This is a genomic window from Chloroflexota bacterium, from assembly GCA_040902225.1.
GTDB lineage: Bacteria > Chloroflexota > Limnocylindria > QHBO01 > QHBO01 > CF-167.
This window is the reverse complement of the sequence record JBBDXT010000002.1, coordinates 142,066-166,723: the sequence shown is the minus strand read 5'-3', so window position 1 is coordinate 166,723 and position 24,658 is coordinate 142,066. Positions and strand designations below refer to the sequence as shown.

Here is a 24,658-nt window from a genome sequence, read left to right as displayed (position 1 = left end):
AAACTGCGCTGAGGTCATCCTCTCGGCCAGGGCCGTGGAGCCACTTACGTCCGCGAATAGGAGGCTGACCTCGATCTCGGCGCCGCCGTGATGCTTGGCCACGAAGGAGAAGCAGGAGTCGCACATATTCGGGCTCTGCCGGGATGGCCGCTTGCCGAGGACCCGCATCAGCGGGGCGCCGAAGCCGGCGAACGGAGCCGCGCAGATCGAGCAGCGCGGCTCGTGCGGGATCCGCTTGAATACGCGCCGGGCCTGTCGCTCAAATGGTGAACCGTGGGTAAGGTAGTCGCGCCAGAACTCGCTGTCCATCCGATCCGGCGGCGGCGTGCTCGCACTCATTGCGGGCAAGATTGACCATCGATGATGACCAGGTCAACCGCGCTCGTCGCGAGTACCATGCCCGCCGACGTGGATACGACCCATACTCCCCTCCAGGCCGACCTGGTCGCCATGCTCCATGCCCTGCGGGACGCGGAGCAGGATCTCTTCGCTATGGTCCCGCCTGGTGCGCGCGAGACCGCGGGCACGTTCGGCGACTGGTCGCCGAAGGACGTGCTGGCCCACCTTGGTGCATGGCGTGCCATCGAGGCGCGGCGGCTGGAGGCGCGGGCGGTGGGCGATGGGACCCTCCCGACCGACGACCCGGCACTGGATGAGCCGATCGACGAGTCGAATGCCAGGCTCCAAGAGCGCCATCGAGATCTGAGCTGGGAGGCGGTCGCCGCCGAGGCGGGTGTGAGCTTCGACGCCCTCATCGCGGCCGTCGAGCGCAGCTCAACCGACGTGCTGTGCGAGTGCGACGACGGTTCGGTCGCCGGGATCGGCGCGAACGGAGTCAACCACGCCGTCGGCCACTTGCCGGAGATCGCGGACCTGGTCGGCGGCCGCGCCCAGTTTGACGCGTTCGCCCGCGAGGTCGAGACGGTCCTTCGCGCCGGCCACGTCCCGCCGCACGACTCCGGCGTGATCCTCTACAACATCGCCTGCGCCCGCGCGCTCTCCGGCGAGCTGGATGACGCACGCCGCCTGCTGACAGCGGCCTTCGCCCGTCGTCACGACCTGGCTGACCTGGCCAGGGACGATCCGGACCTGGCCGCCCTCAGCGGCGAGCTGCCCACCATCGGCAGCCGCGGCGAGCCAACCTCCTAGCGCGCCACCTTCTCGGTCACATCCACCTCGTCGTAGATGTGGAGCTGGTTGGTGAAGATCCAGTTGCGATCCGGCAGGAGCGGCAAGTCGAGGCCGAAGTACGCGTGGAAGATGGCGCGGAACTGGTTCACCGGCGTGATGGACTCGTAGAGTCCGGCCTCCTGCGGGGTCTTCCCCGGCAGGTAGAAGGCGCTCAGGATCCCGAACTTCTCCTCGAGCTCGTCCGGCGTGGCGGTGGTCCAGTCGAACGCCCCCTCGTTGCGTGCGTAGCGAATGGGGAATGGCCCCTCGTCAGCCTGGATGATCACGATCGGCCGGTCCTCGGCCGGAACAGATAGGAGCGAGTCGAGCCACTCCAGCACCTTTGCGTTAACAAACCGCATCTGGTCGACGTAGTTCACTTCACGCGGGCGTTCCTTCTCCTCCTCGGCCGACACGAAGCTGCCATCGGCGTGAAAGACGAATGGATCGTGCGGCAGCGCGAAATGGGCGTGCACGAATTTCGGACCACCGAGCGAGGAGGCGCGGTTCAGCGAATCCCACTGGTAGCGGGACTGGTTCCATCGGTTCCGGCGCCAATCGAATGGTGACTCCGGCCCGAGGTCCTGGAGAGCGCTGAGCATCGTCCAGCCGGTGAGCACATCGAGGAATTCCGAGGAAAGCTCGTCGTACACGTAGTTGATCTCAGCTGACGGGTGCTGCTTGGTCGGGCCCCAGTACGTGCCCAGGTGGATGAACCGGTACCCGGCACTGCCCAGGTAGTGCTGCACCTGGAAGGGCCTCTTCAGGTCCCTGTAGAGCGGTCCCCAGTCACGATCGTCCTTTGCCCGTTCGCGTAGCTCCGCGAAATCCAGGTACTCCAGGTTGCGCGACGAGTCGAGGCTGAGGGCCGTCTTGAGGTAGTTCGCTGTGGCGTGCTCAGCGATGTAGAAGCCACGCGCCCGCAGCTCATCCAGGAACGGCGAGTTGTCGTAGTCGAAGAACTTGTCGATGACGTTGCCGGACCCGTATCGGTCCAGGATGACCCAGTAGACGTCCGGAAGGCGCTCGCCCGGAGCCGGCGCGGGGCTCATGGTCAGGCCAGGACCTGTCACGGCGGCGGCTGAGCGCACATTCATGAAGAAGGCGCCGATGAGCACGAGGTTGAAGCCGAGCACAACGACGCCGATGGCATTCAACGGCAGGGTCAAGTGTTGCACCCATTCGCCGAGGCGCCAGACGAACGAGACCCCGATGACGGCCAGCAGGACCCACGCGCCCACGAGGACCCACGGTCCGAGAAGCATCTCCTGGAGCCATTGCCACGCCATGCCGTAGGTGAAGAAGAGAGCCACGCACAGCGTTCCGATCAGGGCGGCCGCCGCCCAGCTGCGGGTCAAGGCGCGAAAGGCGAGAACCACCAGCAAGGTGATGCCCAGCGACAGGCCGAGCGGCAGCAGGATCTCGAACGGTGAGATCGCCTCCTGCACGTTCTGCGCATAGAGATAGACGACCGGAAAAGCGGCCGCCAGATACGGGTACAGGGGAAGCGTCGCGATGCGACGCGGCCAGGTGGGGAAGCTCACGTACGGTCAGCGTAACAGGGGCCGGGGCTCAATCAGATCGGCAGCGCAAAGACCTCGAGACCCTCCACCCAGGTGGCGAGCACCTTCGCCTCGCCGATGGGACCCGCGCCGAAATCGCGCAGGTTCCGGTCGAGGAGCGCAAGGTCGGCGAGCTTGCCGACCTCGAGCGAGCCGGTCTCGGCATCCAGGTGGTTGACGTACGCCGAGCCGATGGTGAAGGCGGCCAACGCCTGGTCCAGGCTGAGGCGCTCATCGGGGAGGAACGGACTTCCGTCACGCGCGCCGAAGTCGACCCGCGTCATGGCCACTTCGATCTCTTGCATCGGGTTGGCGCTCGTGACGGGCCAGTCGCTGCCTGCCGCCAGGCGCGCGCCGTGCTTCATGAGGTTTGCGAAGGGGTATTGCCAGGTCGTGCGCTCGGGTCCCAGGAACGGGATCGTGCGCTGGTCCATGGTTGGCTCGTGGCAGGCCCAGATGGGCTGCATGTTGGCGGTCGCGCCCAGGGCCGCAAAACGGGGAAGGTCAGTCGGGTGAATGAGCTGGATGTGCGCGATGTGATGCCGCTGATCCGACGGCCCGTTGGCCTGGCGCGCCGCTTCGATGGCGTCGAGTGCGCTGCGCACCGCCGCGTCGCCGATGGCGTGCAGATGCACCTGCAGCCCCGCGCGGTCCAGGGCGATCACGGCCTCGCGCAGGGCCTCCGGCGGAACGAGCGCCATGCCCCGGTTATCGGTCGCCTGGCCGCGTTCGTCCAGGTATGGGTCGAGCATCGCGGCGGTGAGCCCCTCGATCACGCCGTCGACCCAGATCTTCACGGTTGCGGCGCGAAGCCGGCCATTGCCAGCCGACACGGACTGCTCCACAAACCCCTCGACCTGCTCCAGGCCACGACGCGGATCCCAGAAGAGGGCCGCCACCACGCGTGCCTGGAGGCTGCCCGCCCCGGCCGCCGCGCGATACGCCTCCAGCTGTCGCGCACAGGCGCCGGAGTCATAGACCGATGCGTCCTGCCAGGCGGTGATCCCCAGGGCGTGGAGGCGTCGCTGAACCGACGCCAGCGCGGTCGCATGCTCCTCCGCGCTCAGCGGTGGCACCAGCTCCTCCACCAGTGATTCCGCCCCCTCGCGCAGTGTCCCGCTTGGCGAGCCGTCAGGATCCCTGACGATTGCCCCTCCCACGGGGTCCGGCGTCGCCACCGAGATCCCCGCCAGGTCGAGCGCCCGTGAGTTGACCCAGGCCGAGTGGCCGTCGCGGCTCCACAGGAATGCCGGACGGTCGGGGACAAGCGCATCCAGGTCTGTTCGTCGAGGCGCCGCATCGGGGAAGTCGGTGACGGACCAGCCTGCCCCGACGATCCACGCGCGTTCGGGGTGCCGCGCCGCATAAGCGCGGATGGCATCGTCGAACTGGTCCGCACTGAGCTCGCTGAGGTCGCACTGCATGACGGTCAGCTCGCCCTGAAGGGGGTGGATGTGAGCATCCTGGAAGCCGGGGAGGAGTGTCTCGCCGTCCAGGCGAATGACCCGCGTGGCGGCGCCGATGAGCTGCTCGACGTCGGCCCTCCCGCCCACCGCGCTGATCCGCCCGTCGGTGACGGCCAGCGCATCGGGCGCCCGACCTGCAACAGGCGTCATCGGCTCGACGGTCGCACCCAGCAGGACGAGGTCGGCGGCCGGCATATCCTCAGCGGCTCATCTCGACGATCAGCACCGAGCGCGAATCGTCCTCGTGCTCGACCAGGATCGAGATCCTGATGACCGAGGGATCAGCCTCCGTGGGCGGAGCCCCGATCGGGTCGGCCCCCTCCGGCGGCGCCTGGAGCGCCTGGTACTCGCGCAGGATCTCCAGGACCTGGCGGCCGGTCACTCCATGCAGGGGATCCCGATCCTTGAACACGAATCCCCACACGTTGGCGATGGCGCCGGTGAGGCCGATGGCGGTCAGCAGCACGCGCACGGCATCCGAGGCAAGGACGTCGCGAACGAAGCCAAAGACCTCGAACAGGATGTCGGCCGATCCCGGAGCCGCGTCCACGAAGGCGAGACCGCCCTCCTGCGGCGGTCGCACCCTGGCGCTCCCGTCCGTCTGGAGGTCGACGGCGGCGCGACGCACCTCGCGGTCCAGCTCGGCGATCCGCCAGCCGATCTGGGACGCGGAGACATACTCCGTGTGCCACGCGACGTGCACGCTGCGAACGCCACGTTCTCGGGCGATCTGATGGAAATCGGCCTGGGTCTGCTCCTCGGTCATCGGTGCAGAAACTCTAGCATCGGGCTCGGACAGCTCGGCCGTCCCGTACTCTTCAGGGTGATGGCGGACCGGTGATGTGCGCTCAGCGTAAATCTGGGGCAAGAGCCCAGCGTGTTGGACCCAGGTTGGCTCTTGCGTACGCCGGGCGTAAGCGCACGCGCCGCCAAGCCATTCGCGGGGAGCATAGAAACGCACCGATGACCGGCTTCCGGTGCCGTGTCATTCGTCGTCGGAATGAGGCGTCACGGGAAGGAAGCTTCCGGCGCGATTTCATGCGCGGAGCGAATATTTGTGCTGCGAGCGTCGCGTGGGTTGAGGCGCGCAGCTATCCGAAGATCGAGAGCGGGCAGTGGGCGGTCACGATCCAGTTCGGCGCGTCGACGATCTCGCTGATCTTCAGGTCGCAGCCCACGCTGCAGAGCAGGTAGGCGTCGATCGAATCGAGACCGTGCTCGCGGCCGAGGTAGTCGATCATGCGCCGCACCGCGTCCCGCGCCGCGGTCATCAGGTCGGGGCCCACGCCATCGGTGGCGTAGTACGCACCGGTGTTGGTCCCTCGTGCCAGCGGACCCGGGGTCAGGAACTCTGGGGCGGTGACATGCAGGTCCTTGCGCACCGACAGGCGCACGCGCGCCCGCATCGGAGTCTCGATGGCCGTGCCGCACACCTCGCCGTCGCCCTGGGCCGCATGCCCGTCGCCCAGCGAGAAGCGGCCGCCGGGCGCAAAGACGGGGAGGTAGAGCTTCGTCCCCGCCGTCAGGTGACGGGTGTCCATGTTGCCGCCGAACACGTCCGGTGGGATCGTCGAATGGGCTCCATCCGTCGGCGGCGCGACCCCCAGCTCCCCGCAGAATGGGGCGAGCGGGATGTGCACGCCGGGCAGGAACTCCGCCATCCCCTCGGCCAGGCGGGTGATGCGCAGGGCGGGCTCGGTGAAGTCTTCCGCCAGCAGCCCGAAGCCGGGGATGTTCGCCGTCCAGCCCCAGTCCGCGGGCACGAACTCGAGCAGCTCGATCTCCAGCGTATCGCCCGGCTCGGCGCCCTCGACGGCGATCGGTCCATTGACCTGGTCGACCCGGGAGAAGTCGAGATTGGCGAGGTCGGCGACGGTCGAATCCCTGGTGATCTGGCCGCCGGACGCATCCAGGGCGTCGATCTCCACGACATCGCCACTGGCGACGGTCGCGATCGGCTCGATCGAGCGGTCCCAGGCCAGGTGGAACTGGTCACGACGGATGTGCACGGACGGCTGGGGTATGTCCATCGCCGCGATGTTAATCCCGAACCGCGCGATCCAGGCGGTAGGATCAGGCCGAACCACGGGGACTGGCGCACAGGAGCCACCCATGTACACCGTCGATGACGAGACCTTCGTGCAGGCGAGGGCGATCCTCTCCGCGCTGGCCCGGGAGGTGGAGGCCCAGCAGGCGTCGGGGTCGAGGCAACCGGTCGATCTCCAGGACCTGGTCAGGCGGTCGACCACCGACGATCTCCCGCCGCATGGTGAGGCGGACTATCTCCACTCCATCGCCGACCGGCTCGAGCGGAGCTTCCCGATCAGCGATCTGTTCCCGCGCAGACGCCGTGCCCGCAGCTCGTAGCCGAGGTCCCGGTTGCGCACATGGAAGCTGACGAGGCGGAGCGCATCTTCGACGAGTTCGCCGAGGCGTATCGAGACTGGTGGGGCCCGATCATCGCTCCGGCAGCGCTCCAGGTCCTCGACGACGTCGAGGTGCCGCGGGGAGACCCCTCACCCTTCGATCTGCTGGACCTCGGCACCGGGACGGGCGTCCTCGCGGTGGCTGCCCTCGAGCGCTGGCCGGGCGTTCGGGTCGTCGGCATCGATCCGTCGGGTCACATGCTCGAGCTGGCGGTCGAGGCCGCCAGGCGGCGCTCGCCAATGCTCGCGCCCCGCCTCAGAACGGTCGTCGCGAGCGCCGACCGGATGCCCCTGGCGGACGGCAGCGTCGACGTCACAACCTCGTCCTTCGTGATCCAGCTCGTACCGAATCGAGCGCAAGCGCTGCGCGAGGTGCTCCGTGTCCTGCGCCCGGGCGGCAGGTTCGCGTGCCTGACCTGGCGGGAGGACGACCTCCGATTCGTCCCGGACGAGGCCTTCTCCGATGCGCTCGACGAGCTGCAGATCATCCCGCCACCCGACGATCGAGATGTCCACCCTTACACGTCCGCCTCGGCCTCGGCCGCGGAGTTCCGCCGCGCAGGGTTCCGCGAGGTGCACGCCCGGGATGTCTGGCTGGAGCATCGGTTCACCCCCGAGAGCTACCTGGACCTGCTCGAACACTGGATTGATCGGGAGGTCTTTGCGGGCCTGGATGGCGCGTCACGGGGTCAGCTGCGGGCGGTCGCGCTGCGGATGATGGGCGAGCTGCGGCCGGATGCCTTCGTCTGGCGACGGCCGCTGGTGCGGGTAGTGGGCCGGCGACCGTCCAGCGGAGGGCCGATTCGGTAGCGCGGACTATCATCCTGCTGTGGGCGACAGGGTGAGCGACAAGCAGGCGAGATCGCGGGATCTTGAGGGGGAGGCGGAGGCCTGGCAGCGACTCCATGCGCTGATGTACCGGATCACGCCGGAGATGGCGGAGGTGCCGGGCTACTTCCGTGAGGGCTGGACCGCCAAGGACGCGGTGGCGCACCTCGGGACCTGGATGGCAGAGGGCGCGCAGATGCTGCGCCGGATCGCGGCCGGCACGTACCGTGAGGGTGAGCTGGACGTGGACGCCGAGAACGAGCGGTTCCTTGCCGCCATGCGCGACATCCCGCTCGACGTGGTCCACCTCCAGGCCGCCTCGGCCCGGGCCGAGCTGCGCCGTGCTTGGTCGGAGCTGCCCGAGATCACTCCCGCGGCGGAGTTCTGGCTGCGAAAGGCCGGACCTGACCACCTGGCCGAGCACCTGCCGCGCCTCGAAGCGTGGGTCGACGAGCTGGAGGCGCAGGGCTAGCCACCCTAGCTCCGGGGGCGGTGCCTCGCCGCACAGGCCCCAAGGTCCGGGGGGGCCCAAGGTCCGGGGGGGTCAGGGATTGCCCTCATCCGAGCCCTGCCGTTACGGTCGGAACACCACACCCGAGCACCCGTACGCAGGAGTCTCCGTATGCACAACATTCGCCGATTCATGGTCGCCATCGTCATCCCGGCCATCATCGTCACGATCTTCGCGGTGAGCTCGGTGGCCGCCGGTGGCAACGCAGGCAAGGTGGCGATCTGCCATTGGGCAAATCACAAGTTCGTGAAGATCACCGTCTCGTTGAACGCCATGCCGGCGCACGAGCGCCATGGCGACGTAGTGGCCGACGAATACGGCGACTGCCCCAGCGTCGAGTTGTCCGCGGGGAAGAAGCCCAAGAAGGACTGATGGTCTCGAAGCCCTGACCGATGGCGCCCGGTGACGGGCGCCATCGCCATCTCTGCCCACCTGCGTCCCATCCACAGGAGCCCGATGAACGGAGCAACGCTGGCTGCCGCCCAGGCCGCGGCCACACCTGCAGATCCCTACGTCTCGATCGTCATGCCGTGTCTCAACGAGGAGCAGACCGTCGCGGTCTGCGTCCGCAAGGCGATCAGCTGGCTGGAGCGCGCCGGCCTGTCGGGCGAGGTGATCGTGGTCGACAACGGCTCCAGCGACCGCAGTGTGGAGCTCGCCGAGGAGGCGGGCGCGCGCGTGGTGCACGAGCGCCGTCGCGGGTACGGCCAGACCTACCTGCGCGGCTTCACCGAGGCGCGCGGCGAGTTCATCGTGATGGGCGACTCGGACGACACCTACGACTTCAGCGATCTATCGGCGCTGATCGAACCGCTCAAGCATGGGGCCGATATGGTCGTCGGCAACCGCTTCTCCGGCGGGATCTCACGCGGCGCCATGCCCTGGGCGCACCGATACATCGGCAGCCCGATCATCAACTTCGTCATCCGGCTCTTCTTCGGGACTCGGATCGGCGACAGCCAGAGCGGTCTGCGCGCCTTCCGGCGCAGCGTACCGGAGCGTCTGCAGCTGCGCTCGGGCGGGATGGAGCTCGCCTCCGAGATGATCGTCAGCGCGGCGCGTGCCGGGATGACCATCACCGAGGTCCCGGCTCCCTACGCCGTGCGCCAGGGCGAGAGCAAGCTGAACACGGTCCGCGATGGCTGGCGCCACATCCGCTACCTGCTCCTGGCGGCGCCCGACTTCCTGTTCACGCTGCCGGGCCTGGCCATGATCGGACTGGGAGCGGTCACGTCCGTCCTCTCGTTCGTGGCGCCCGCCGGCGTGGAGATCGGCTCGATCAGCTGGCAGCCGGTCTTTGCCGGGACGATCCTGCTGGCGATCGGCGTCAATTCGGTCCTGGTGGGGGTCGTTGCCAAGCTGTACGGCGCGACCCACGGGCTGCGAACGGAGGACCGCTGGGTCCATCTCTACCGCCGCTGGTTTCACCTGGAGTGGATCCTCGCGCTGGCGGCGCTGCTCTTCTTCAGCGGCCTGCTGATCGACGGGCTGCTCTTCGTCGTGTGGGCGTCGAGCTCGCACCTTGCGATGGGCGGGCAGCTGGCGGCGCTGGCCCAGACGCTCCTGATCGTCGGGGCTGAGCTGGGCATGGCGGGCTTCCTGATCGTCACCATCGAGTCGCCATGAGCCGATCGGGCCTGCGCATCGGCCTCGTGTATGACGCGCTCTACCCGTACGTCACCGGCGGCGCCGAGAAGCGGTACCGCGAGCTCGCTTCGCGCCTGGCGGAGCGGCACGAGGTGCATTACCTGACCTGGCAGTTCTGGGATGGGCCGAGACAGGTGGTCGAGGACGGGATCACGCTGCATGGCGTGGGCCGTGCCCCGTCCCTGTACGGAGCCGACGGCAAGCGCACCGTGCGCGAGGCGGCCGCCTTCAGCGCCCGACTGCTCCCGGTCCTGCTGCGCCAGCGACTGGACGTGGTCGATTGCTCGGCGACTCCGTACCTGCCCCTGTACGCGGCCTGGCTGGCGACCCGTACCACGCGCACCCCGCTGATCGCCACCTGGCACGAGTTCTGGGGCGATCACTGGCTCGACTACCTGCCGCACCGCCCGGTCGTGGCGCGCGTCGCTCGCGCCATCGAGGCGGGATCACGCCGGCTCGGCGACGTGCGTGTCCCCGTCTCCCCGTTCACGGCGCAGCGCATGGGCCTGCCCGACGTCGACGGCCGGGACACGATCGTGGGCAATGGCGTCGACCTCGCGGCGATCCGCAGAGCGCGCCGGGCCCCTGCCGGGACCGATCTTGTCTTCGTAGGACGCCTGATCGACGAGAAGCGGGTCGACCTCCTGCTCGAGGCGATCCACAGCCTCGCCGGCGACCATCCCGACCTGCGCTGCACGGTGATCGGCGATGGGCCAGAGCGGGCCGCCCTCGAGGGGCGAGCGATCCGGCTCGGTCTGCAGCAGCGAGTCACGTTCACCGGTCGCGTCGATGGCTCACGCCTGTACGGCCTGATGAAGGCGGCTCGCATCCTGGTCATGCCGTCGGCGCGCGAGGGATTCGGCATCAGCGTGGCCGAGGCACAGGCCTGCGGCACCGTCCCCATCGTGGTGCGCAGCCCCATGAGCGCCGCTCCGGCCCTGGTGGAAGACGGCGTCGACGGGCTCCTATGCGATCCGACGCCGGCCTCGCTTGCCGGTGCCATAACGGCGCTCCTCTCCGACCCGACGCGCCTGGCGGCGATGTCGCGCCGTGCACGTCGCGTGGCGCAGCGCTATGACTGGGACCTGCTCGCCGATCGCATCGAACATGTCTACCTGCAGATCGCGCGCCGATCGGTGTCGCTGGCGGCCGCAACGTGAGGACGACGGCCTGGGAGCGACGGCCCGTGCGGGTCGCGTTGGCGATCCGATGGCCATCGATGGATCTGTGGCCCGTGCTGCTGCTCGGGTCGGTGCTGGTGGGCGTCGCCCTGGTGCTCGCCACCACCGAGATCGGCAGCGGCGACTACGGCCAATGGCTGATGACCGCGCGGCCGTACCTCGGTGAGGCCGTGCCCGAGTATCGTGCCGCGTCGGCGGTGCCGCCGGTGATGCCATTCCTGCTCGGCCTGACGGTGCGGGCCACGGGCGATCCGGTGCTCGGTGTCCACCTGTTCGCCGTGCTGCTCCTCGTCGCGTTGGGACTCAGCGCCTACGCGGCGGGCGCGACCTTCTTCGGGACAAGATGGGCAGGGCTGATGGCGCTGGTCGGCACGCTCCTGCTATCGGACCGCTTCATGGAGCTGTTCGCGTTCGGCGGACTGCTCCAGGCTGGAGCGATCGTGCTGCTGTGGCTGGGCTCCGCGGCACTGCTGCGAGCGGGGAGGCCGGGTCGCTGGGAGCGGGCATGGTGGTGGGCCGGCAGCCTGTGCATCGGCCTGGCGGCGGTGACGCACGTCGGGACCGCCACCATCATCGTTCCGGCTGGGCTCGTGATCGGCATGCTCATCGCGATGCGTGCTGCGCCTACCTCGCAGCAGCGACTCATCCGGCTCGCGCCGCTGGGGGTGGCACTCGTCATCGCCGGCGCCTACTGGCTCCTCTTCCTGCTGCCGGGGGGGACCGAATTCGCGCGAAACCCTGCGAGCCTCACCTACCGCGGCCCCTCCCGCCTGCTCGATGCGCTGACCGCGTACTGGCCTGGCGTTCTGATGGCCGGCCTGGGCCTCGTGGGAATGATCGTGGGGCTTGTCGCCGAGCTGCGGCGGCGTGCCATCGGACGTTGGACGGTCCTGGCGGCCTGGATGGCCGTGACCGGGCTGGTGGTCATGGCGGCCGTCCGAACCGGTGCGGCGACCGACTATCCGCGCTTCGCCACCCCGTTGCTGGCGCCATTGGTGATTGCGGCGGCAGGCGCCGCGGTGCTCGTGATCCACGAGGCGGGCGGCTGGCTCGCCACCGTGCTGCGGCGTGGGACGACGGCCGGCTGGTCGGTCTCGCTGGCGGTGGCGCTGGTCGTGGCGAGCGTGCCGCCGGCCGTGATCGCGTTCGGAACCCAGGCGAACGGCTATCGACTGGTCGATCCGGGCAGCCTCGTCCAGGCGGTCGCGTGGATCGACGGCAACGTGCCGAATGGGGCCACCGTGGTGGCGCCGGTGCGAGAAGGGAAATGGATCGAGGGTCTGAGCGGGCATCCGGCCCTCTTCAGCTCCGCGGTGCGCTACAGCTTCCGACCGGAGGAGTGGCGGCGGAGCCTGGCCGCCGATGCCGTGCTGCGCAGCGGCGGGGCACTGGCCAACGAGTTCTTCTTCGCCAGGTTCACTGATGGCGTCGCTGCCACCGGCGTGCCGCGCACCGTCGTCGTCGGTGTGAACCACGGCGGCGAGTACCTGGACCTGCTCAAGATCGCCGGCGAGGGGACGCGCCTGCTGGAGGCCGATGGGCTGACCACGCTGGCCACGCTACCGAACCTCGCGGGTGAGGGGCGGAGCGTGAGCGCTGACGCGGTCTCGGCCAGCGTGACCTCGAGCTGGACCGCCGAGCGACATGGCGTGCCGGTGACGTTCCACCAGATCGTCGCGGTGCGCAACGGCTCGTCGACCCTCGAGATCCGTGCCTCGGCCGCAACATCGACCCCGACCGGGTTCGAGCTCGAGCTGACCCCGGGGCAGCTGGCGCTCACTGGACTCGGGATGATCGACCGGGCTGCGGAGCTCACCTTCGCCGTTGCCGGGTCGAGCGCGCCGCGCGTCCGGGTGGTGGTGTCGGGCCTGTCGGCAACGCTCGAGCCACTGCCCGATGGCGGGCTTCGCGTTCGCTCGGCGGGTGGACCGATCCGGCTCCTGATCACCGACCTCTCCGGCGCGGACTCGCCGACGATCGGCGCCCAGTTTCTGGACCCGGCGCAGCTCATCTCCGCCTACGGAGTGGGTGCCGTCCTGCTGGTCAGGGATCCGGCCTTCGAGGATCGGCGCATCCGCCTCGAGGCGCTCGGCTTCCACGTCGTGCAGACCTTTGGGCCGTACATCGTCATGGCGCCGTCGTGATGTCGCCAGAGCCGATCCTGGTGGTGGGTGCTTACGGCTACCGCAACGCCGGCGACGAGGCAATCCTGGCCGGGCTGCTGCGGACCCTGGCCGGGCGACGGGTCACTGTCGTGTCGCGCTCCCCGGCAGAGACCGCTGCGCTGCATGGCGTCTGCGCCATCGGCCTGTCAGGGTCCGTCGGAGCGCTGCGCCGGCACCGCAGTGTGCTGATCGGCGGGGGAGGGCTGTTCGGGCGCGACATGGGCCGCATCGGGCGGCTGCTGCCGCTCTACGGGCTGCTCGCCGCGGCGCTGGGCCGAACCGTTCGGATCGAGGGGGTCGGGATCGACCCGGATCTGACCGGGATCCATCGGCTTCTCGTCAGGCGCCTGCTGCAGGCAGCCGCGCAGGTCAGCGTCCGCGACGGGGTCTCAGCGGCGGTCGTGCGTGAGTGGGGATTCGACGTCGTCGCCTCAGACGACCTGTCGGCCCACATGCCGGCTGCACCGGCGGCCATCGGGCGCGGGCTCCTGCGGACGGCCGGCGTCGGCGAGGGGCGCAAGGTCGTCGGCCTGTGCCTGACGGCGGTGAACGACGCGATCACCGATCGCGTGAGCGCCGCCGTGCTGGCCGCCATGCGACGCCACCCCGAGATGGAGTTCTGCTTCATCCCGATGAGCCAGCACCCGTACCTGGAGGGCCACAACGACCTCGTCCTGGCCCGCCGGCTGCAGGCGAGCTGGCCAGGGCTGAGGATCGTGGAGGGGGCGCACCACCCGTCCGCACTCCTGTCGCTCTTCGGCTCGCTCGACGCGGTGGTCGGCATGCGCTACCACAGCCTCCTCTTCGCGGAGCGGGCCGGCGTCCCGCTCGTGCCGCTCTCGTATGCCGCCAAGAGTGACGCGTGGCTTGCCGAGCGCCGCCTGCGCGCCGTGCCCGCGACCGTGGCAGGACTCTCGCGAGCCCTGGCCCGCATCCTGCCGGCTCGGAGCCGAGCGTCGTGAACGCCGAACGACCGCACCTCACCCGCCGGCGAGCTTGGAACGCCGCGCGCTGGGCGCTCGGCATCGGCGTCGTGGCGCTGATGGTCGTGGGACTCGATGCTGCAGAGGTCATGGCACGCATCACCGCGGCCAATGGCCTCCTGGTCGTGGTGGCGGTCCTGGGGCTGACCGCGGTGCACGTCCTGGGCGCGACCACCTGGGCGATCCTGTGCCGGCAGCTCGCCGGGCTGCGACTCGGGTGGGCATCCGCGCTCCGCGTCTATTACGCCGGACAGGCGCTGGGAGGCGTCACCCCAGCCAACCTCGGCGGAGACGCGTACCGGGTCGTGGCGGTGCGCAACGCCGGCTCGGGCTGGGGCGCTGCAGTGGCGCCGGTGCTCGTCCAGCGCGCGACCAGCTACCTGGCCGTCGCCCTGCTGGCGCTGCCGGCGATCGGACTGCTGGCCTTCGGCTCCCACCTGTCAAGCGCGATCCTCCCCGCGGCCACCCTGCTCTGCGGGTTGGCCGGCGGGGTCGGGATCGTCATGCTCGCCGCCCCATCGGGCCTGACCAGGCTCCTATCCCGCCTCTCCCGGACCGCGGAGGACGCCGATGGAGCGGCGATGGGCACCTGGGCGCGCCCCCCGGTCCGGAGCATGGTCACCGGTACGGGGCTGGGATTGGCATTCCACGGGGTCAGCGTCCTGCTTACGGCGGTGCTCATCGCAGCGGTCGACCCCTCGGCGGTCGGGGCCCCGGTCGTGGCGGCGATCGTGGTCGCCCGACTGAGCCTTGCCGTCCCCATCCTGCCGAGCGGGCTGGGAGCCAACGAGGCGATCCTGGCCCTGCTCTTCACCGGCCTTGGCCTCGCCCCGCAGACCGCCCTTGCCGGCCTCCTCCTGGGGCGGGTGGCGCTGGTGCTCACCACGCTCATTGGCGCGAGCATCCTGTTCTTCGGTCGTCCGCAGATCCCGGGGTCGTCCGAGCATCGGGTGGCGCGTGGCGCCGGGGTGGTCACCCCGCGCTAGCCACTCGGCCGCTGCTTGCGCAACGACGCAACTCCTGAGACAGTTGCACCGGCAACTAGGCGTTCGTCCACCGAGGATCTCAGGCATGCGTTCCAGCCACTTCGCCGCACGAACGTGCGCCCTGCTGGTCGGTGTCATGGCCATGGGGTGCTCGACAGCACCGTCGCCGAGCGCGAGCACGCCCTCCTCCGCGCGCGACTCCACCTCGCCGCTGGCGTCCGCCAGCGCCGACTCCTCGCCATCGTCCTCAGGTGAGCTGGCCTTCGAGGTCGAGACGTTCCCCGTACCGGCAGGCACCCATCCCCACGACGTGGCGCCCGCGGCGGATGGTGGGGTGTGGTACTCGGCACAGCACACAGGACGCCTGGGATGGCTCGACCCGGAGACCGGTGAGATCCGCGAGGTCGCGCTGGGGGCGGGCTCGGCCCCCCATGGCGTCATCGTCGGTCCGGATGACGCGCCGTGGATCACCGACAGCGGCCTGAACGCCATCCTGCGCGTGGATCCCGAGACCGAGGAGGTGACGACGTTTCCCCTTCCGTCCCAGGCATCGGGCGCGAACCTCAACACAGCGGCCTTCGATCGCCACGGCATGCTCTGGTTTACCGGCCAGGCTGGCTGGTACGGGCGCGTCGACCCCGCCTCGGGCACGGTGGATGTTCTGGGAGGCTCCACGTGGCGTCGGCCCGTACGGGATCACCGCCACGCCAGCCGGCGAGATCTACTTCGCGTCGTTGGCCGGCTCGTACCTTGGGGAGGTTGCCATCGAGGACGGGTCCGTCACGGTCCTCGAGCCGCCGACCGCCCCAGCCGGCGTCCGTCGCGCGTGGTCGGACTCATCTGGCCGGATCTGGGTCGCCGAGTGGGACGCCGGCCAAGTCGGCGTCTACGACCCCTCTGACGGCTCGTGGCAGGAGTGGCCACTCCCCGGGGAGTCGCCGCAGGCCTATGCCGTGTACGTGGACGAGCTCGACGCCGTCTGGCTGACCGACTTCACCGCCGATGCCATCGTCCGTTTCGACCCGGTGACCGCCACCTTCCGCTCCTTCCCGCCGCAGAGCTCTCCTTCGGCCGTGCGCCAGCTCCTTGGCCGAGCAGGTGAGGTCTGGGGCGCTGAATCCGCGGCCGACCGGCTGGTCGTGGTGAGGTATGCCTTCGCCGGCGAATGACGAGACGACGGCGCCGCTTCGGTACCAGGCGTGACTTGCGCCGAGACGCAAGCCCTGCGATAGTTGCGTCAGCAACTGCTTCCCATGAGGATCGAGACAATGTCCATGCGCGCTTTCGCCGTCGACGAGTTCGGAGCCCCCGGCTCCATCCATGAGCTGTCGATCCCTGACTCAGGCCCGGGCGAGATCCTCGTGGCTGTTCACGCTGCCGGCGTGAATGTCATGGATCCCCTCTACGTCGCGGGCGTGGTGAAGGACTACATGGAGCACCGCTTTCCGCTGGTGCCCGGGATCGACTTCGCGGGAGTGGTGGAGGGCGTAGGCGCTGCCGTCGAACGCTTTGCCACAGGAGACGATGTCTACGGCATCAACTCGAAGCCGTGGATCGGCGCCGGCACCTTCGCCGAATCCCTCGTGGTCGGGGCCGATGGCGCGGCCCCAAAGCCGGAATCGATCGATTACGCCCAGGCGGCCTCGGTCCCGCACGTGGGGCTCACCGCCCTGGCGGCCATCGAGGAGGCCGATCTGCAGCCCGGCCAGACGATCGTGGTGGTTGGTGCCACCGGCGGGGTTGGCAGCTTCGTCACCCAGCTGGCCTCCGCGCGGGGAGCGACCGTCGTCGCCCTGACGACCGCCGCGGGAGCGACACAGGCCCGCGAATACGGCGCGGCCGAGACGATCGACTACCAGGCCGCTGACGTCGCCGCGGTCCTCCGCGATCGGTACCCCGACGGGATTGACACGATCATTTCCACCTACGGCGACGTGGAGGTCGTGGCCGGCATCGCCGCCTCCCTGCGCAAGGGCGGGCTGGTCGTCTCCCCGGCGATGCGTGCTGACATCGCCAAGGCGGCCCTGGAGCCGCTCGGCGTCGCCTTCAAGAGCGCGAACCGGCTGCCTCCGGAGCGACTGCCGGAGCTGACGGCCCTGATCGACGGTGGCCAGCTCCGCGTGCCGCCGATCACCGCATTCCCGCTCGAGGCCACCCCGGATGCGTTGCAGGCGATGGCGGCCGGGCACGTGCGCGGCAAGCTGGTGATCACGATCCGTTGACCTTGGCGTAGTAGTCTTCGCCTCCGCCGGCCTGGCGGCGGTCCCCTAGAGAGGTATTCATGCGCCTGCTGCGCCAGCTGTCACGCCGCAAGCTGCGAACCACGCTCACGATCATGGGCATCACGATCGGGATCTGGGCGCTCGTCGTCTTCAGCTCCATGGCGAACAAGATCAACTCACTGGTCGCCGGCGGCAGCGAGTACTTCGCCGGCAAGATCCTGGTGACAGATGCCTCCAACCTGGCGGTCGGCGCCGGCTTCACGCCGATGCGGGCCGACGTCACGGACCAGATTCGCGACCTGGACGGCGTGGCGGCAGCAGCCGGAGAGGTCCAGCTCATCTTCGACCCCGAAGCCAACGCGTTCGGGGGTGCCCAGACGATCGTCGGACTCGTCGCCGGCTCCGATGAGGGCCACGAGACGTACGAGCTCCGTGCGGCACAGGGCGAGCTGTTGTCAGCGGCGGACGAGGATTCCCTGGTGGTCGTGCTCGGCAGCGACATGGCTCGCCAGCAGTCGGCCGGAGTCGGCGACATGATCGACATGCGCGGTGAGCAGTTCGAGGTGGTCGGCATCCTCGAGCCGACCCTGACCGCGCCGGACAGCTCGGTCTTCGTCCCGCTGAGCGCCGCCCAGCTTCTCTTCCACAAGACCCTGCCGGTGGCGGTGCAGGACGCGATCCCGGCCGACCTGCTGATCAGCCAGGTCGTCGTCTATCCCGAGCCGGGGACCGATCCAGCCGCGCTCGCGACGCTCATCAAGGAACGGGTCGACAACGTCAGGACGTTGACCGGCGCCGAGTTCGACGAGCAGGTCGGATCGGCCACGGCGATCTTCAACGCGATCATCATCGGGGTCGCGGTCATCAGCCTGGTGGTCGGCGGCCTGTCGGTCATCAACACCATGGCCATGTCGGTCGCGGAGCGCACACGAGAGATCGGGATCAAGCGTGCGATCGGCGGCTCGCGGCGGCGGATCATTCGCGAGCTGGTGACCGAGGCGGCCTTTATCGGGTTCATCGGCGGCCTCATCGGCCTGGTGCTGGGTGCCATCGTGGTGGTCCTTGCCAACGAGGCCGGCCGCTCGTCGGGCACGATCCTGTTCGACCTCACGCCGGGCACGGCGATATTCGCCGTGGCCTTTTCGACCATCCTCGGGATGCTGGCGGGCGTCATCCCCGCCTGGAGCGCGGCGCGCCTCGACCCGGTCGAAGCGCTGCGCTACGAATGATGGAGGCGGCGACGTCGCTCCTTGAGGGGCGTAACCTGCGCAAGACATATCGGCTCAGCCGCCGCAACCAGGTCAAGGCCCTGCGCGGGGTGGAGATCCGGATCGAGCCCGGCGAGATGGTCGCGCTGATGGGTCCCTCCGGCTCGGGCAAGAGCACCCTCATGCACATCCTGGGCCTGCTCCATTCGCCCGATGATGAGGACGGGCCGCGGGCGGAGCTGAGCATCGCCGGGGTCGACGTGACCTCGATGTCGGAGCGCACCCGCACGCGCATGCGGGCGGACACGATGGGCTTCGTCTTCCAGTCCTACAACATGGTGCCGACGCTGACCGCGGCGGAAAACGTGGCCCTGGCAGGCGAATATGCCGGAACCGGTCGTCGCGAGGCCATGGCCGCGGCGACTGAGGCCCTCGGCTGGGTGGGGCTGGCAGAGCGTGCGGGCCATCGGCCGATGGAGCTCTCCGGCGGCGAGCAGCAGCGCGTCGCGATCGCGCGCTCGCTGGTGAACAAGCCGAAGCTCCTGCTCGCCGACGAGCCGACCGGCAACCTGGACAGCGGTCACAGCCAGGAGGTGCTCGCATTGCTGCGGCGGTTCAACAAGGAGCGGGGCCAGACCCTGCTGCTCGTCACCCATGACGCCGAGGTCGGCGCCTTCTGCGACCGCATCATCCACATGCGCGACGGGCTGATCCAGGGGAACGCGTAGGGAAGGATCGGCCGCGTATCCTGCCGCCATGGAGCTGACTGCGCCGATCATCGCGGAGCTCGGCGGCCTGCTGCTCGCGGCTGCCGGCGCCGGTTGGCTCGCACGTCGCGCGGGGCTCCCGGCGGTGATCGGCTACCTGGTGGTGGGAGTGGCCGTCTCGCCCTTCACACCGGGCTACATCGCACATCGCGAGCAGCTGCGGGTGCTGGCCGATATCGGCGTCATCCTGCTCCTCTTCGAGGTCGGCATCGAGATCGACGTGATGCGCCTGCGGCGAGAACAACGCGGCCTGTTCGTGGCTGCGCCATTGCAGACGCTGCTCACGACAGCCATCGGAGCTGGGGCGGCCTTCGCAGCGGGACTGACGCTGGTGGGGGCGCTGCTGATCGGCCTCTGCCTGGCACTCTCGTCCAGCGTGGTGATCGTCAACATCACCAAGAGCAGTCGCCGCCGGACGGACCGGGCCACCGAGCACGGGCTCATCGGCTGGAGCGTGCTGCAGGACCTGACCGGCGTGCTGGTGGCGGCAGGCGTGATCGCGGCCATGGGCGCCTCCTCTCGTTCTCCGCTGGTGGCGCTGGCCGGCATTGGCGCATTCGTTGCGGTCGCGGTAGCCACCGCCTGGATCCTGCCCCGGGTGCTGCATCTGCTGGCGTCGGATCACGACCTGTTTCTGATCGTGTCGGTGGCCAGCGGACTGACCATCGCCGGAATCGGCGCGGTGGCGTTTGGGGTGCCGATGGCGCTTGCCGCGTTCGTCGCGGGGCTGACCATCACCCAGAGCCACGCCGCCGACGAGGCTCGGCGCCGTCTCCTTCCCTTCAGGGACCTGTTCGCGGTCCTCTTCTTCGTCTCCGTCGGATCACTCATCGATCCCGACGAGCTCGGGCGCGGTCTCGGCTGGCTTGCGCTTCTGCTCGGCGTGCTCGTGGTCGGCAAGGTCCTGGTTGCCTACCTCCTTGCGAGGCTCACGCGACTGACGGCGCGGCCGCTGCAGCTGGCGGTAGGGCTCAGCCAGGTTGGGGAGTTCAGCTTCGTGCTGGCTTCAGTCGGCCTCGCGGCGGGGGTGATCGAACGGCCCTTGTACGCGGCCATGCTGAGCGCCGTGGCGATCACGATCGCGGTCTCCACGATTGCGGTGCGCTATGTCGGGGCGCGCACGAGTGTGGCGGCGACCAGCAGCTAGTCGGCGCGGTAGCCGAGGCCCTTTCCTCCCACGCTCAGGGTCAGGGTCAGGCGGTCTCCGTCGATGCTGACTACAAAGCCGTTGGAGAGGACATCCAGGACATGCGTGTCCTGGGCCTCGAGCGGCGCAGCGCATCCGATCGTGTCATAGGGGTCCAGCGTGACCTGAACCTGCCCCTCGGATAGCGTGTACCTCCCGGTGACGTCCCGACAGCCCGTCGAGGCGGAGATCTTCCCGTCGCCGCTCAGCAGGAGGGTTGCCTCGCCCACGGTCGAGGAGACGGAGTCGCCGCTGATCAGGGAATCCAGGATCCAGGTCGTGCCCGCGAGGTCCACGTCCGCCAGTTCCGCGACGCGAGCGAAGCGCACCTCCACCTGTGGGCCGCTCAAGACCAGGCTGTTTCCATCGCGAGCCGCGTCGGTGACCCGTGGCAGAGCAGCCAGGTAGGCCGCCTCGGAGGCCATCAAATTCTCCTGGCATGCCATCTCGGTCATCGACAGGGCGCTGATCACGATCGATCCGCCATTGATCTGGATCGTGCCGCCGTAGCTGTTGCAGGCGGCGCTGCCGCCGACCTGCGTTCCATCCACATTCAGGGTGAGCCGGCTGCCCGCCACGATCGGAATCGGCTGGCCCTGGTTCGTACCGGCTTGAAGCTGCCATTCCCCGTCGAGCGAGGCCGACGCCCCGCTCGTCAGGAGGGAACAGCCGGACAGCACCACCATCAGGATCAATGCTTTCATGCCGCAAGGACGCCGATGGAGCCGCTTCGGTTGCCCGCGGCCATGTCAGAAATCGCGACGGCCTTCGAAATGCTCGCCGGCCTCGGGTCGAACGAGCTGGTAGATCGCGATGCGATGTCCCCCAGTCGCACGGAAATGAGCAGACGGGTCCGTGTGGAATCTCGAACGTGGGCTCCTGGTGCCAGCCCCGCGCCGCGAGCTCTAGCTTGGCGTTCTCGAAGTTGTCGACTCGATAGACGAGCACCGGCTGGTCCCCCTCGAGATGGCCGGCCAGCAGGATTCTGGGCGGCGCCTCCGTGAGCTCGACCATTGCGACCCTGGTTCCCATCCCCTCGACCGCGAATACCAGCCGCCCGCCGAGGACATCGGTGAAGTACGCCATGTCCGTTGCCACGTCGCGGCTGGGCATGTAGACGAAGTCCAGGCTCTGGAACGTCATCCTGCGAAGCGTATCAGCGCCACCCACGGGGCTTAGACTGCCGACTCCAATATTGAGCCGTTGAGGAGACCCGATGCCCGAGCTGATCCCATGGTTTCTCTTCCTGCACGTGCTGGGCGCGATCATCGCCTTCGGGCCGAGCTTCTCGTTCTCGATCATCGGGGCGATGGGGGCCGCGGACCGGACGCATGGCAACTTCGCCACCCGCGTCTCGCACGCCATCTCGACCAAGCGAGTGGTCCCCGTCGCACTGACCCTGCCGGTGACCGGGATCGGCCTGATCTGGGCGGCCGGGATCGATCCCGTCAGCCGCGATACGCGCTGGCTGGCGCTCGGCATCGTGCTGTACGTGGTGCTGCTCACGTTCGCCCTGACCGTTCAGATCCCGATCACGCAGCGGATCATCGACATGACCTCCGGTCCCCCGCCAGAGACGCCGGCCGGCTCTGCGCCGAGCGGTCCGCCGCCGGCCCTGATGGCTCAGGTCCACAAGGTGCAGCGAGGCGGCCTCTTCCTGACCGCGATGGTGGCGGTGATCGTCTTCCTGATGGTGGTGAAGCCGAACCTCGGCTTCTGAAAAAACGAAGAGGCCCGGCGATCTCTCGCCGGGCCTCGTCTCGCTGGGCGGGTTAGCGCCGCGTGCTGAAGCAGTTGCTGCAGTAGACGGGCTTGGAGCCGGTCGGGCGGAACGGAACGCGCGCCTCGCCGCCGCATCCGTCACAAGTCGCGGTGAACATCTCGCGCTGACCGCCGCCGTAGCTGGAGCCTCCGCCGTAGCCGGAGCCTCCGCCGTAGCTGGATCCGCTGCTGTAGCCACCGCTCTCGCCGCGTGCTGCCTTGCGGGCTGCGCGGCATGACGGACAGCGGCGCGGCTCGCTGAATTCCTTCTCCGCGTAGAACTGCTGGTCAGTCGCGGCGAAGACGAATTCCTGGTTGCAATCGACGCAGCTCAGGATCTTGTCTGAATAGGTGGATGGGGTATACAAAGAGAAAACTCCTTCTCGTGCGGCCTCAGCGATCCTGTCTCGCCGTTAAAGCCGTGAGGAGGAGTGAACGTCGATGCCGCGGTCTTATGTGCCCCGCATTCGGGGCGATGTCCCCGTACCGTACCACATCTTGCCGCCTGGACGACAACGGGACCTTTGGCTACAGCCCGTCACCTGCCTTGGTGATGCGACGCCGGGTCTGAATGTCGACCTTCGACTCGCGTCCCTCGTGGGCAGGATGTTCGACCAGGGCGATCAGCCGGCTCGACATGAAGCGTCCGGTTCGGACCGGCGTCCCGCCGCGGGTCACCTCGCTGACCTCGACCACCCCTCGGCTGGTCGTCACCTCGATCCGACGCCCGGCGCGGGTCGCCTCGATCGCGAAGGTCTGAGTGCCCTGGCCGGTGTCCACCACCGCCTCGACTCGATCGCCCTTCATGGGTTCTCCTGTGCTGAGCACGGTCCGTCCGTTTGGATGCTACCCGGATATGCTGCCCGAAGCCATAATTCGTTCCTCGCATGGGAAGGTCATGACCGACCGATTCGTCTCGCGCGGCTTTGTGGGGCGTGCTCGGGATCCTGGCGACAGCGCTGGCCGCATTCCGCCTGGCCAGTACCTGACCGAGGGGTTTCCCGTCCTCTCCGCCGGGCCGACGCCCCAGGTGCCCCTCGACACGTGGGAGTTCACGCTCACCGGGCTGGTGAAGGCACCGGTCCGATGGAGCTGGCAGGAGTTCACCGCGCTCCCTTCGCGGGATTGGACGGTCGACATCAGCTGCGTAACCAAGTGGACGAAGCTGGACACGCCCTGGCATGGAGTCAGCGTCGACGACATCCTGGCCGCCGTCGAGATCGAGCCGCGAGCCCGGTTCGTCACGGCCCACTGCTATGGCGGCTACACCACCAACCTGCCGCTGACCGACCTGCTCAACAACCAGGCATTCGTCGCGTGGCAGTACGACGGGGCGCCGCTCGAGCCTGCACACGGCGGGCCGGCCCGCCTGGTGGTCCCGCACCTCTACTTCTGGAAGAGCGCGAAATGGGTCCACGGCCTGCAGCTGCGCGAGGACGATGAGCCGGGATTCTGGGAGTCGCTCGGCTACCACAACCGCGGCGATCCCTGGCGCGAAGAGCGCTATTCCGGCGACTGAGACGGCCAGGAGACCGATGCCTGAGCCCCTCGCCTGGCAGATCGCAACGGTCACCGCCATCCGCGCCGAAACGCCGGAGGTCAGCTCCTTCACGCTCAGGCTGCCGAACTGGCGGGTTCACCGCGCCGGGCAGCATTACGACGTTCGCCTCACCGCGTCCGATGGCTACCAGGCTCAGCGCTCGTACTCGATCGCCTCCCCTCCTTCCCGCACGGGCGAGGTAGATCTCACGATCGAGAAGATCGCCGACGGGGAGGTACCACCGTATTTCCATGACATCCTGACGGTGGGGGATCAGGTCGAGGTGCGCGGGCCGATCGGCGGCTATTTCGTCTGGGAGCCTGCCATCGGCGGACCGCTGGTCCTGGTCGCCGGCGGCTCTGGCATCGTCCCGCTGATGGCGATGCTGCGGGAGCGTGCATCGGCCGAGCCGAAGCCGGCGGCGGTCCTCCTCTATTCCTCGCGCACCTACGACGACGTCATCTACCGCGACGAGCTCGCCTCGCTGGACTCCGGCGACGCCGGGCTGCGGGTCATTCAGACCCTGACGCGCTCTCATCCCGCAGGCTGGGCCGGATATGACCGCCGCATCGATCGGCCCATGCTGACCGAGGCGATCGATGCCGCCGGTCCTGATCCGCTGGTCTACATCTGCGGCCCGACCCTGCTGGTCGAGGCAGCCGCCAATGGACTGGTGGAGCACGGCGTGCCGCCGGCGCAGGTGCGCACCGAGCGCTTCGGACCCACGAGCTGAAAGGAGACCGTCAGATGCAGGACACGCTGATGCTGGACGCGAACGCGATTGCGGGAGACCTGGCGGAACTGTTCGGCTTCGAGATGACGGCTGCGATCCACCGCTGCAACCATTGCGGCAATGTTGGCGCGATGGGCACGCTGCTGGCCTGGACGCAGGGCCCCGGCGTGACGCTGCGCTGCTGCATCTGCCGCGACGTGGTGGTGCGGATCGTTCGGACCCCGTCGCGCACGCTCATCGACGTGAGCGGCGCTGCCTACCTCGAGATCCGCGCCGTCTGACGCCGGTCAGCGCCCGCGTCGCCGCAGCACTACCA

General features: G+C 68.8%; 26 protein-coding genes. 19 read left to right on the top strand and 7 right to left on the bottom strand.

The window, feature by feature from the left end:
- Nucleotides 1-408 precede the first annotated feature (408 nt).
- On the top strand, nucleotides 409-1,149 hold the full coding sequence (locus WEB29_00890) for a hypothetical protein (protein MEX2135500.1): 741 nt from the start codon (nucleotides 409-411) through the stop codon (nucleotides 1,147-1,149).
- Here the strand turns inward: WEB29_00890 and WEB29_00885 are convergent.
- From WEB29_00885 to WEB29_00870, 4 genes are all read right to left on the bottom strand, one after another.
- A complete protein-coding gene (locus WEB29_00885; GenBank protein ID MEX2135499.1) occupies nucleotides 1,146-2,714 on the bottom strand; it encodes a hypothetical protein in 1,569 nt (522 codons plus the stop codon). The two genes, WEB29_00890 and WEB29_00885, sit on opposite strands and share 4 nt — an antisense overlap.
- Nucleotides 2,715-2,746: 32 nt before the next feature.
- The gene (locus WEB29_00880; protein ID MEX2135498.1) at nucleotides 2,747-4,393 is read right to left on the bottom strand and encodes an amidohydrolase; all 1,647 of its coding nucleotides are present in this window, start codon (nucleotides 4,391-4,393) and stop codon (nucleotides 2,747-2,749) included.
- 4 nt (nucleotides 4,394-4,397) lie between these two features.
- On the bottom strand, nucleotides 4,398-4,964 hold the full coding sequence (locus WEB29_00875) for a hypothetical protein (protein ID MEX2135497.1): 567 nt from the start codon (nucleotides 4,962-4,964) through the stop codon (nucleotides 4,398-4,400).
- A gap of 325 nt (nucleotides 4,965-5,289) precedes the next feature.
- Nucleotides 5,290-6,228 (bottom strand): acetamidase/formamidase family protein, encoded by a 939-nt coding sequence (locus tag WEB29_00870; GenBank protein MEX2135496.1) that lies wholly within the window; start codon nucleotides 6,226-6,228, stop codon nucleotides 5,290-5,292.
- Nucleotides 6,229-6,310: 82 nt separating this feature from the next.
- Between WEB29_00870 and WEB29_00865 the strand changes: the two genes are divergently transcribed.
- From WEB29_00865 to WEB29_00800, 14 genes are all read left to right on the top strand, one after another.
- A complete protein-coding gene (locus tag WEB29_00865; protein MEX2135495.1) occupies nucleotides 6,311-6,565 on the top strand; it encodes a hypothetical protein in 255 nt (84 codons plus the stop codon).
- Between the two features lie 20 nt (nucleotides 6,566-6,585).
- The gene (locus WEB29_00860; GenBank protein ID MEX2135494.1) at nucleotides 6,586-7,434 is read left to right on the top strand and encodes a class I SAM-dependent methyltransferase; all 849 of its coding nucleotides are present in this window, start codon (nucleotides 6,586-6,588) and stop codon (nucleotides 7,432-7,434) included.
- 19 nt (nucleotides 7,435-7,453) lie between these two features.
- A complete protein-coding gene (locus WEB29_00855; GenBank protein MEX2135493.1) occupies nucleotides 7,454-7,924 on the top strand; it encodes a maleylpyruvate isomerase N-terminal domain-containing protein in 471 nt (156 codons plus the stop codon).
- A 150-nt stretch (nucleotides 7,925-8,074) separates the two neighbouring features.
- Nucleotides 8,075-8,335: a hypothetical protein gene (locus tag WEB29_00850; GenBank protein MEX2135492.1), complete on the top strand. Its 261-nt coding sequence runs from the start codon at nucleotides 8,075-8,077 to the stop codon at nucleotides 8,333-8,335.
- 84 nt (nucleotides 8,336-8,419) lie between these two features.
- Nucleotides 8,420-9,589: a glycosyltransferase gene (locus WEB29_00845; protein ID MEX2135491.1), complete on the top strand. Its 1,170-nt coding sequence runs from the start codon at nucleotides 8,420-8,422 to the stop codon at nucleotides 9,587-9,589.
- A complete protein-coding gene (locus WEB29_00840) occupies nucleotides 9,586-10,770 on the top strand; it encodes a glycosyltransferase family 4 protein (protein ID MEX2135490.1) in 1,185 nt (394 codons plus the stop codon). The genes WEB29_00845 and WEB29_00840 overlap by 4 nt, the downstream gene beginning before the upstream one ends.
- A gap of 59 nt (nucleotides 10,771-10,829) precedes the next feature.
- Entirely contained in the window at nucleotides 10,830-12,935 is a 2,106-nt protein-coding gene (locus WEB29_00835) for a hypothetical protein (protein MEX2135489.1), read from the top strand.
- On the top strand, nucleotides 12,935-13,918 hold the full coding sequence (locus WEB29_00830) for a polysaccharide pyruvyl transferase family protein (protein ID MEX2135488.1): 984 nt from the start codon (nucleotides 12,935-12,937) through the stop codon (nucleotides 13,916-13,918). Before WEB29_00835 ends, WEB29_00830 begins: the two co-directional genes overlap by 1 nt.
- Complete coding sequence (locus WEB29_00825; GenBank protein MEX2135487.1) at nucleotides 13,915-14,925, top strand: lysylphosphatidylglycerol synthase transmembrane domain-containing protein; 1,011 nt, start codon at nucleotides 13,915-13,917, stop codon at nucleotides 14,923-14,925. Before WEB29_00830 ends, WEB29_00825 begins: the two co-directional genes overlap by 4 nt.
- 656 nt (nucleotides 14,926-15,581) lie before the next feature.
- The gene (locus WEB29_00820; protein MEX2135486.1) at nucleotides 15,582-16,094 is read left to right on the top strand and encodes a hypothetical protein; all 513 of its coding nucleotides are present in this window, start codon (nucleotides 15,582-15,584) and stop codon (nucleotides 16,092-16,094) included.
- Nucleotides 16,095-16,193: 99 nt separating this feature from the next.
- Nucleotides 16,194-17,147: an NADP-dependent oxidoreductase gene (locus WEB29_00815; protein ID MEX2135485.1), complete on the top strand. Its 954-nt coding sequence runs from the start codon at nucleotides 16,194-16,196 to the stop codon at nucleotides 17,145-17,147.
- Nucleotides 17,148-17,206: 59 nt separating this feature from the next.
- Nucleotides 17,207-18,376, top strand: a complete 1,170-nt coding sequence (locus WEB29_00810) for an ABC transporter permease (GenBank protein MEX2135484.1) — start codon at nucleotides 17,207-17,209, stop codon at nucleotides 18,374-18,376.
- A complete protein-coding gene (locus WEB29_00805; GenBank protein MEX2135483.1) occupies nucleotides 18,376-19,083 on the top strand; it encodes an ABC transporter ATP-binding protein in 708 nt (235 codons plus the stop codon). The genes WEB29_00810 and WEB29_00805 overlap by 1 nt, the downstream gene beginning before the upstream one ends.
- A gap of 28 nt (nucleotides 19,084-19,111) precedes the next feature.
- The gene (locus WEB29_00800) at nucleotides 19,112-20,269 is read left to right on the top strand and encodes a cation:proton antiporter (protein MEX2135482.1); all 1,158 of its coding nucleotides are present in this window, start codon (nucleotides 19,112-19,114) and stop codon (nucleotides 20,267-20,269) included.
- Here WEB29_00800 and WEB29_00795 read toward each other — a convergent pair.
- Nucleotides 20,266-21,012 carry an META domain-containing protein gene (locus WEB29_00795; GenBank protein MEX2135481.1) on the bottom strand — a complete coding sequence of 249 codons (747 nt, stop codon included), beginning with the start codon at nucleotides 21,010-21,012 and terminating at the stop codon, nucleotides 20,266-20,268. The two genes, WEB29_00800 and WEB29_00795, sit on opposite strands and share 4 nt — an antisense overlap.
- A 512-nt stretch (nucleotides 21,013-21,524) precedes the next feature.
- Here WEB29_00795 and WEB29_00790 point away from each other — a divergent pair.
- Entirely contained in the window at nucleotides 21,525-22,028 is a 504-nt protein-coding gene (locus tag WEB29_00790; GenBank protein ID MEX2135480.1) for a DUF2269 family protein, read from the top strand.
- A 52-nt stretch (nucleotides 22,029-22,080) separates the two neighbouring features.
- Here WEB29_00790 and WEB29_00785 read toward each other — a convergent pair whose 3' ends face one another.
- Entirely contained in the window at nucleotides 22,081-22,437 is a 357-nt protein-coding gene (locus WEB29_00785; GenBank protein MEX2135479.1) for a zinc-ribbon domain containing protein, read from the bottom strand.
- 160 nt (nucleotides 22,438-22,597) lie between these two features.
- Nucleotides 22,598-22,876: a hypothetical protein gene (locus WEB29_00780; protein MEX2135478.1), complete on the bottom strand. Its 279-nt coding sequence runs from the start codon at nucleotides 22,874-22,876 to the stop codon at nucleotides 22,598-22,600.
- Nucleotides 22,877-22,967: 91 nt separating this feature from the next.
- On the opposite strand from WEB29_00780, the gene WEB29_00775 reads away from it, so the two are divergent.
- Genes WEB29_00775 through WEB29_00765 form a run of 3 tightly spaced genes read left to right on the top strand, consistent with a single transcriptional unit; the run spans nucleotide 22,968 to nucleotide 24,623 of the window.
- Nucleotides 22,968-23,588 (top strand): sulfite oxidase-like oxidoreductase, encoded by a 621-nt coding sequence (locus WEB29_00775; protein ID MEX2135477.1) that lies wholly within the window; start codon nucleotides 22,968-22,970, stop codon nucleotides 23,586-23,588.
- A gap of 16 nt (nucleotides 23,589-23,604) precedes the next feature.
- Nucleotides 23,605-24,342, top strand: coding sequence for a ferredoxin reductase (locus WEB29_00770; GenBank protein MEX2135476.1), 738 nt, complete (start codon nucleotides 23,605-23,607; stop codon nucleotides 24,340-24,342).
- Between the two features lie 14 nt (nucleotides 24,343-24,356).
- A complete protein-coding gene (locus WEB29_00765) occupies nucleotides 24,357-24,623 on the top strand; it encodes a DUF6510 family protein (protein MEX2135475.1) in 267 nt (88 codons plus the stop codon).
- Nucleotides 24,624-24,658: the final 35 nt, after the last annotated feature.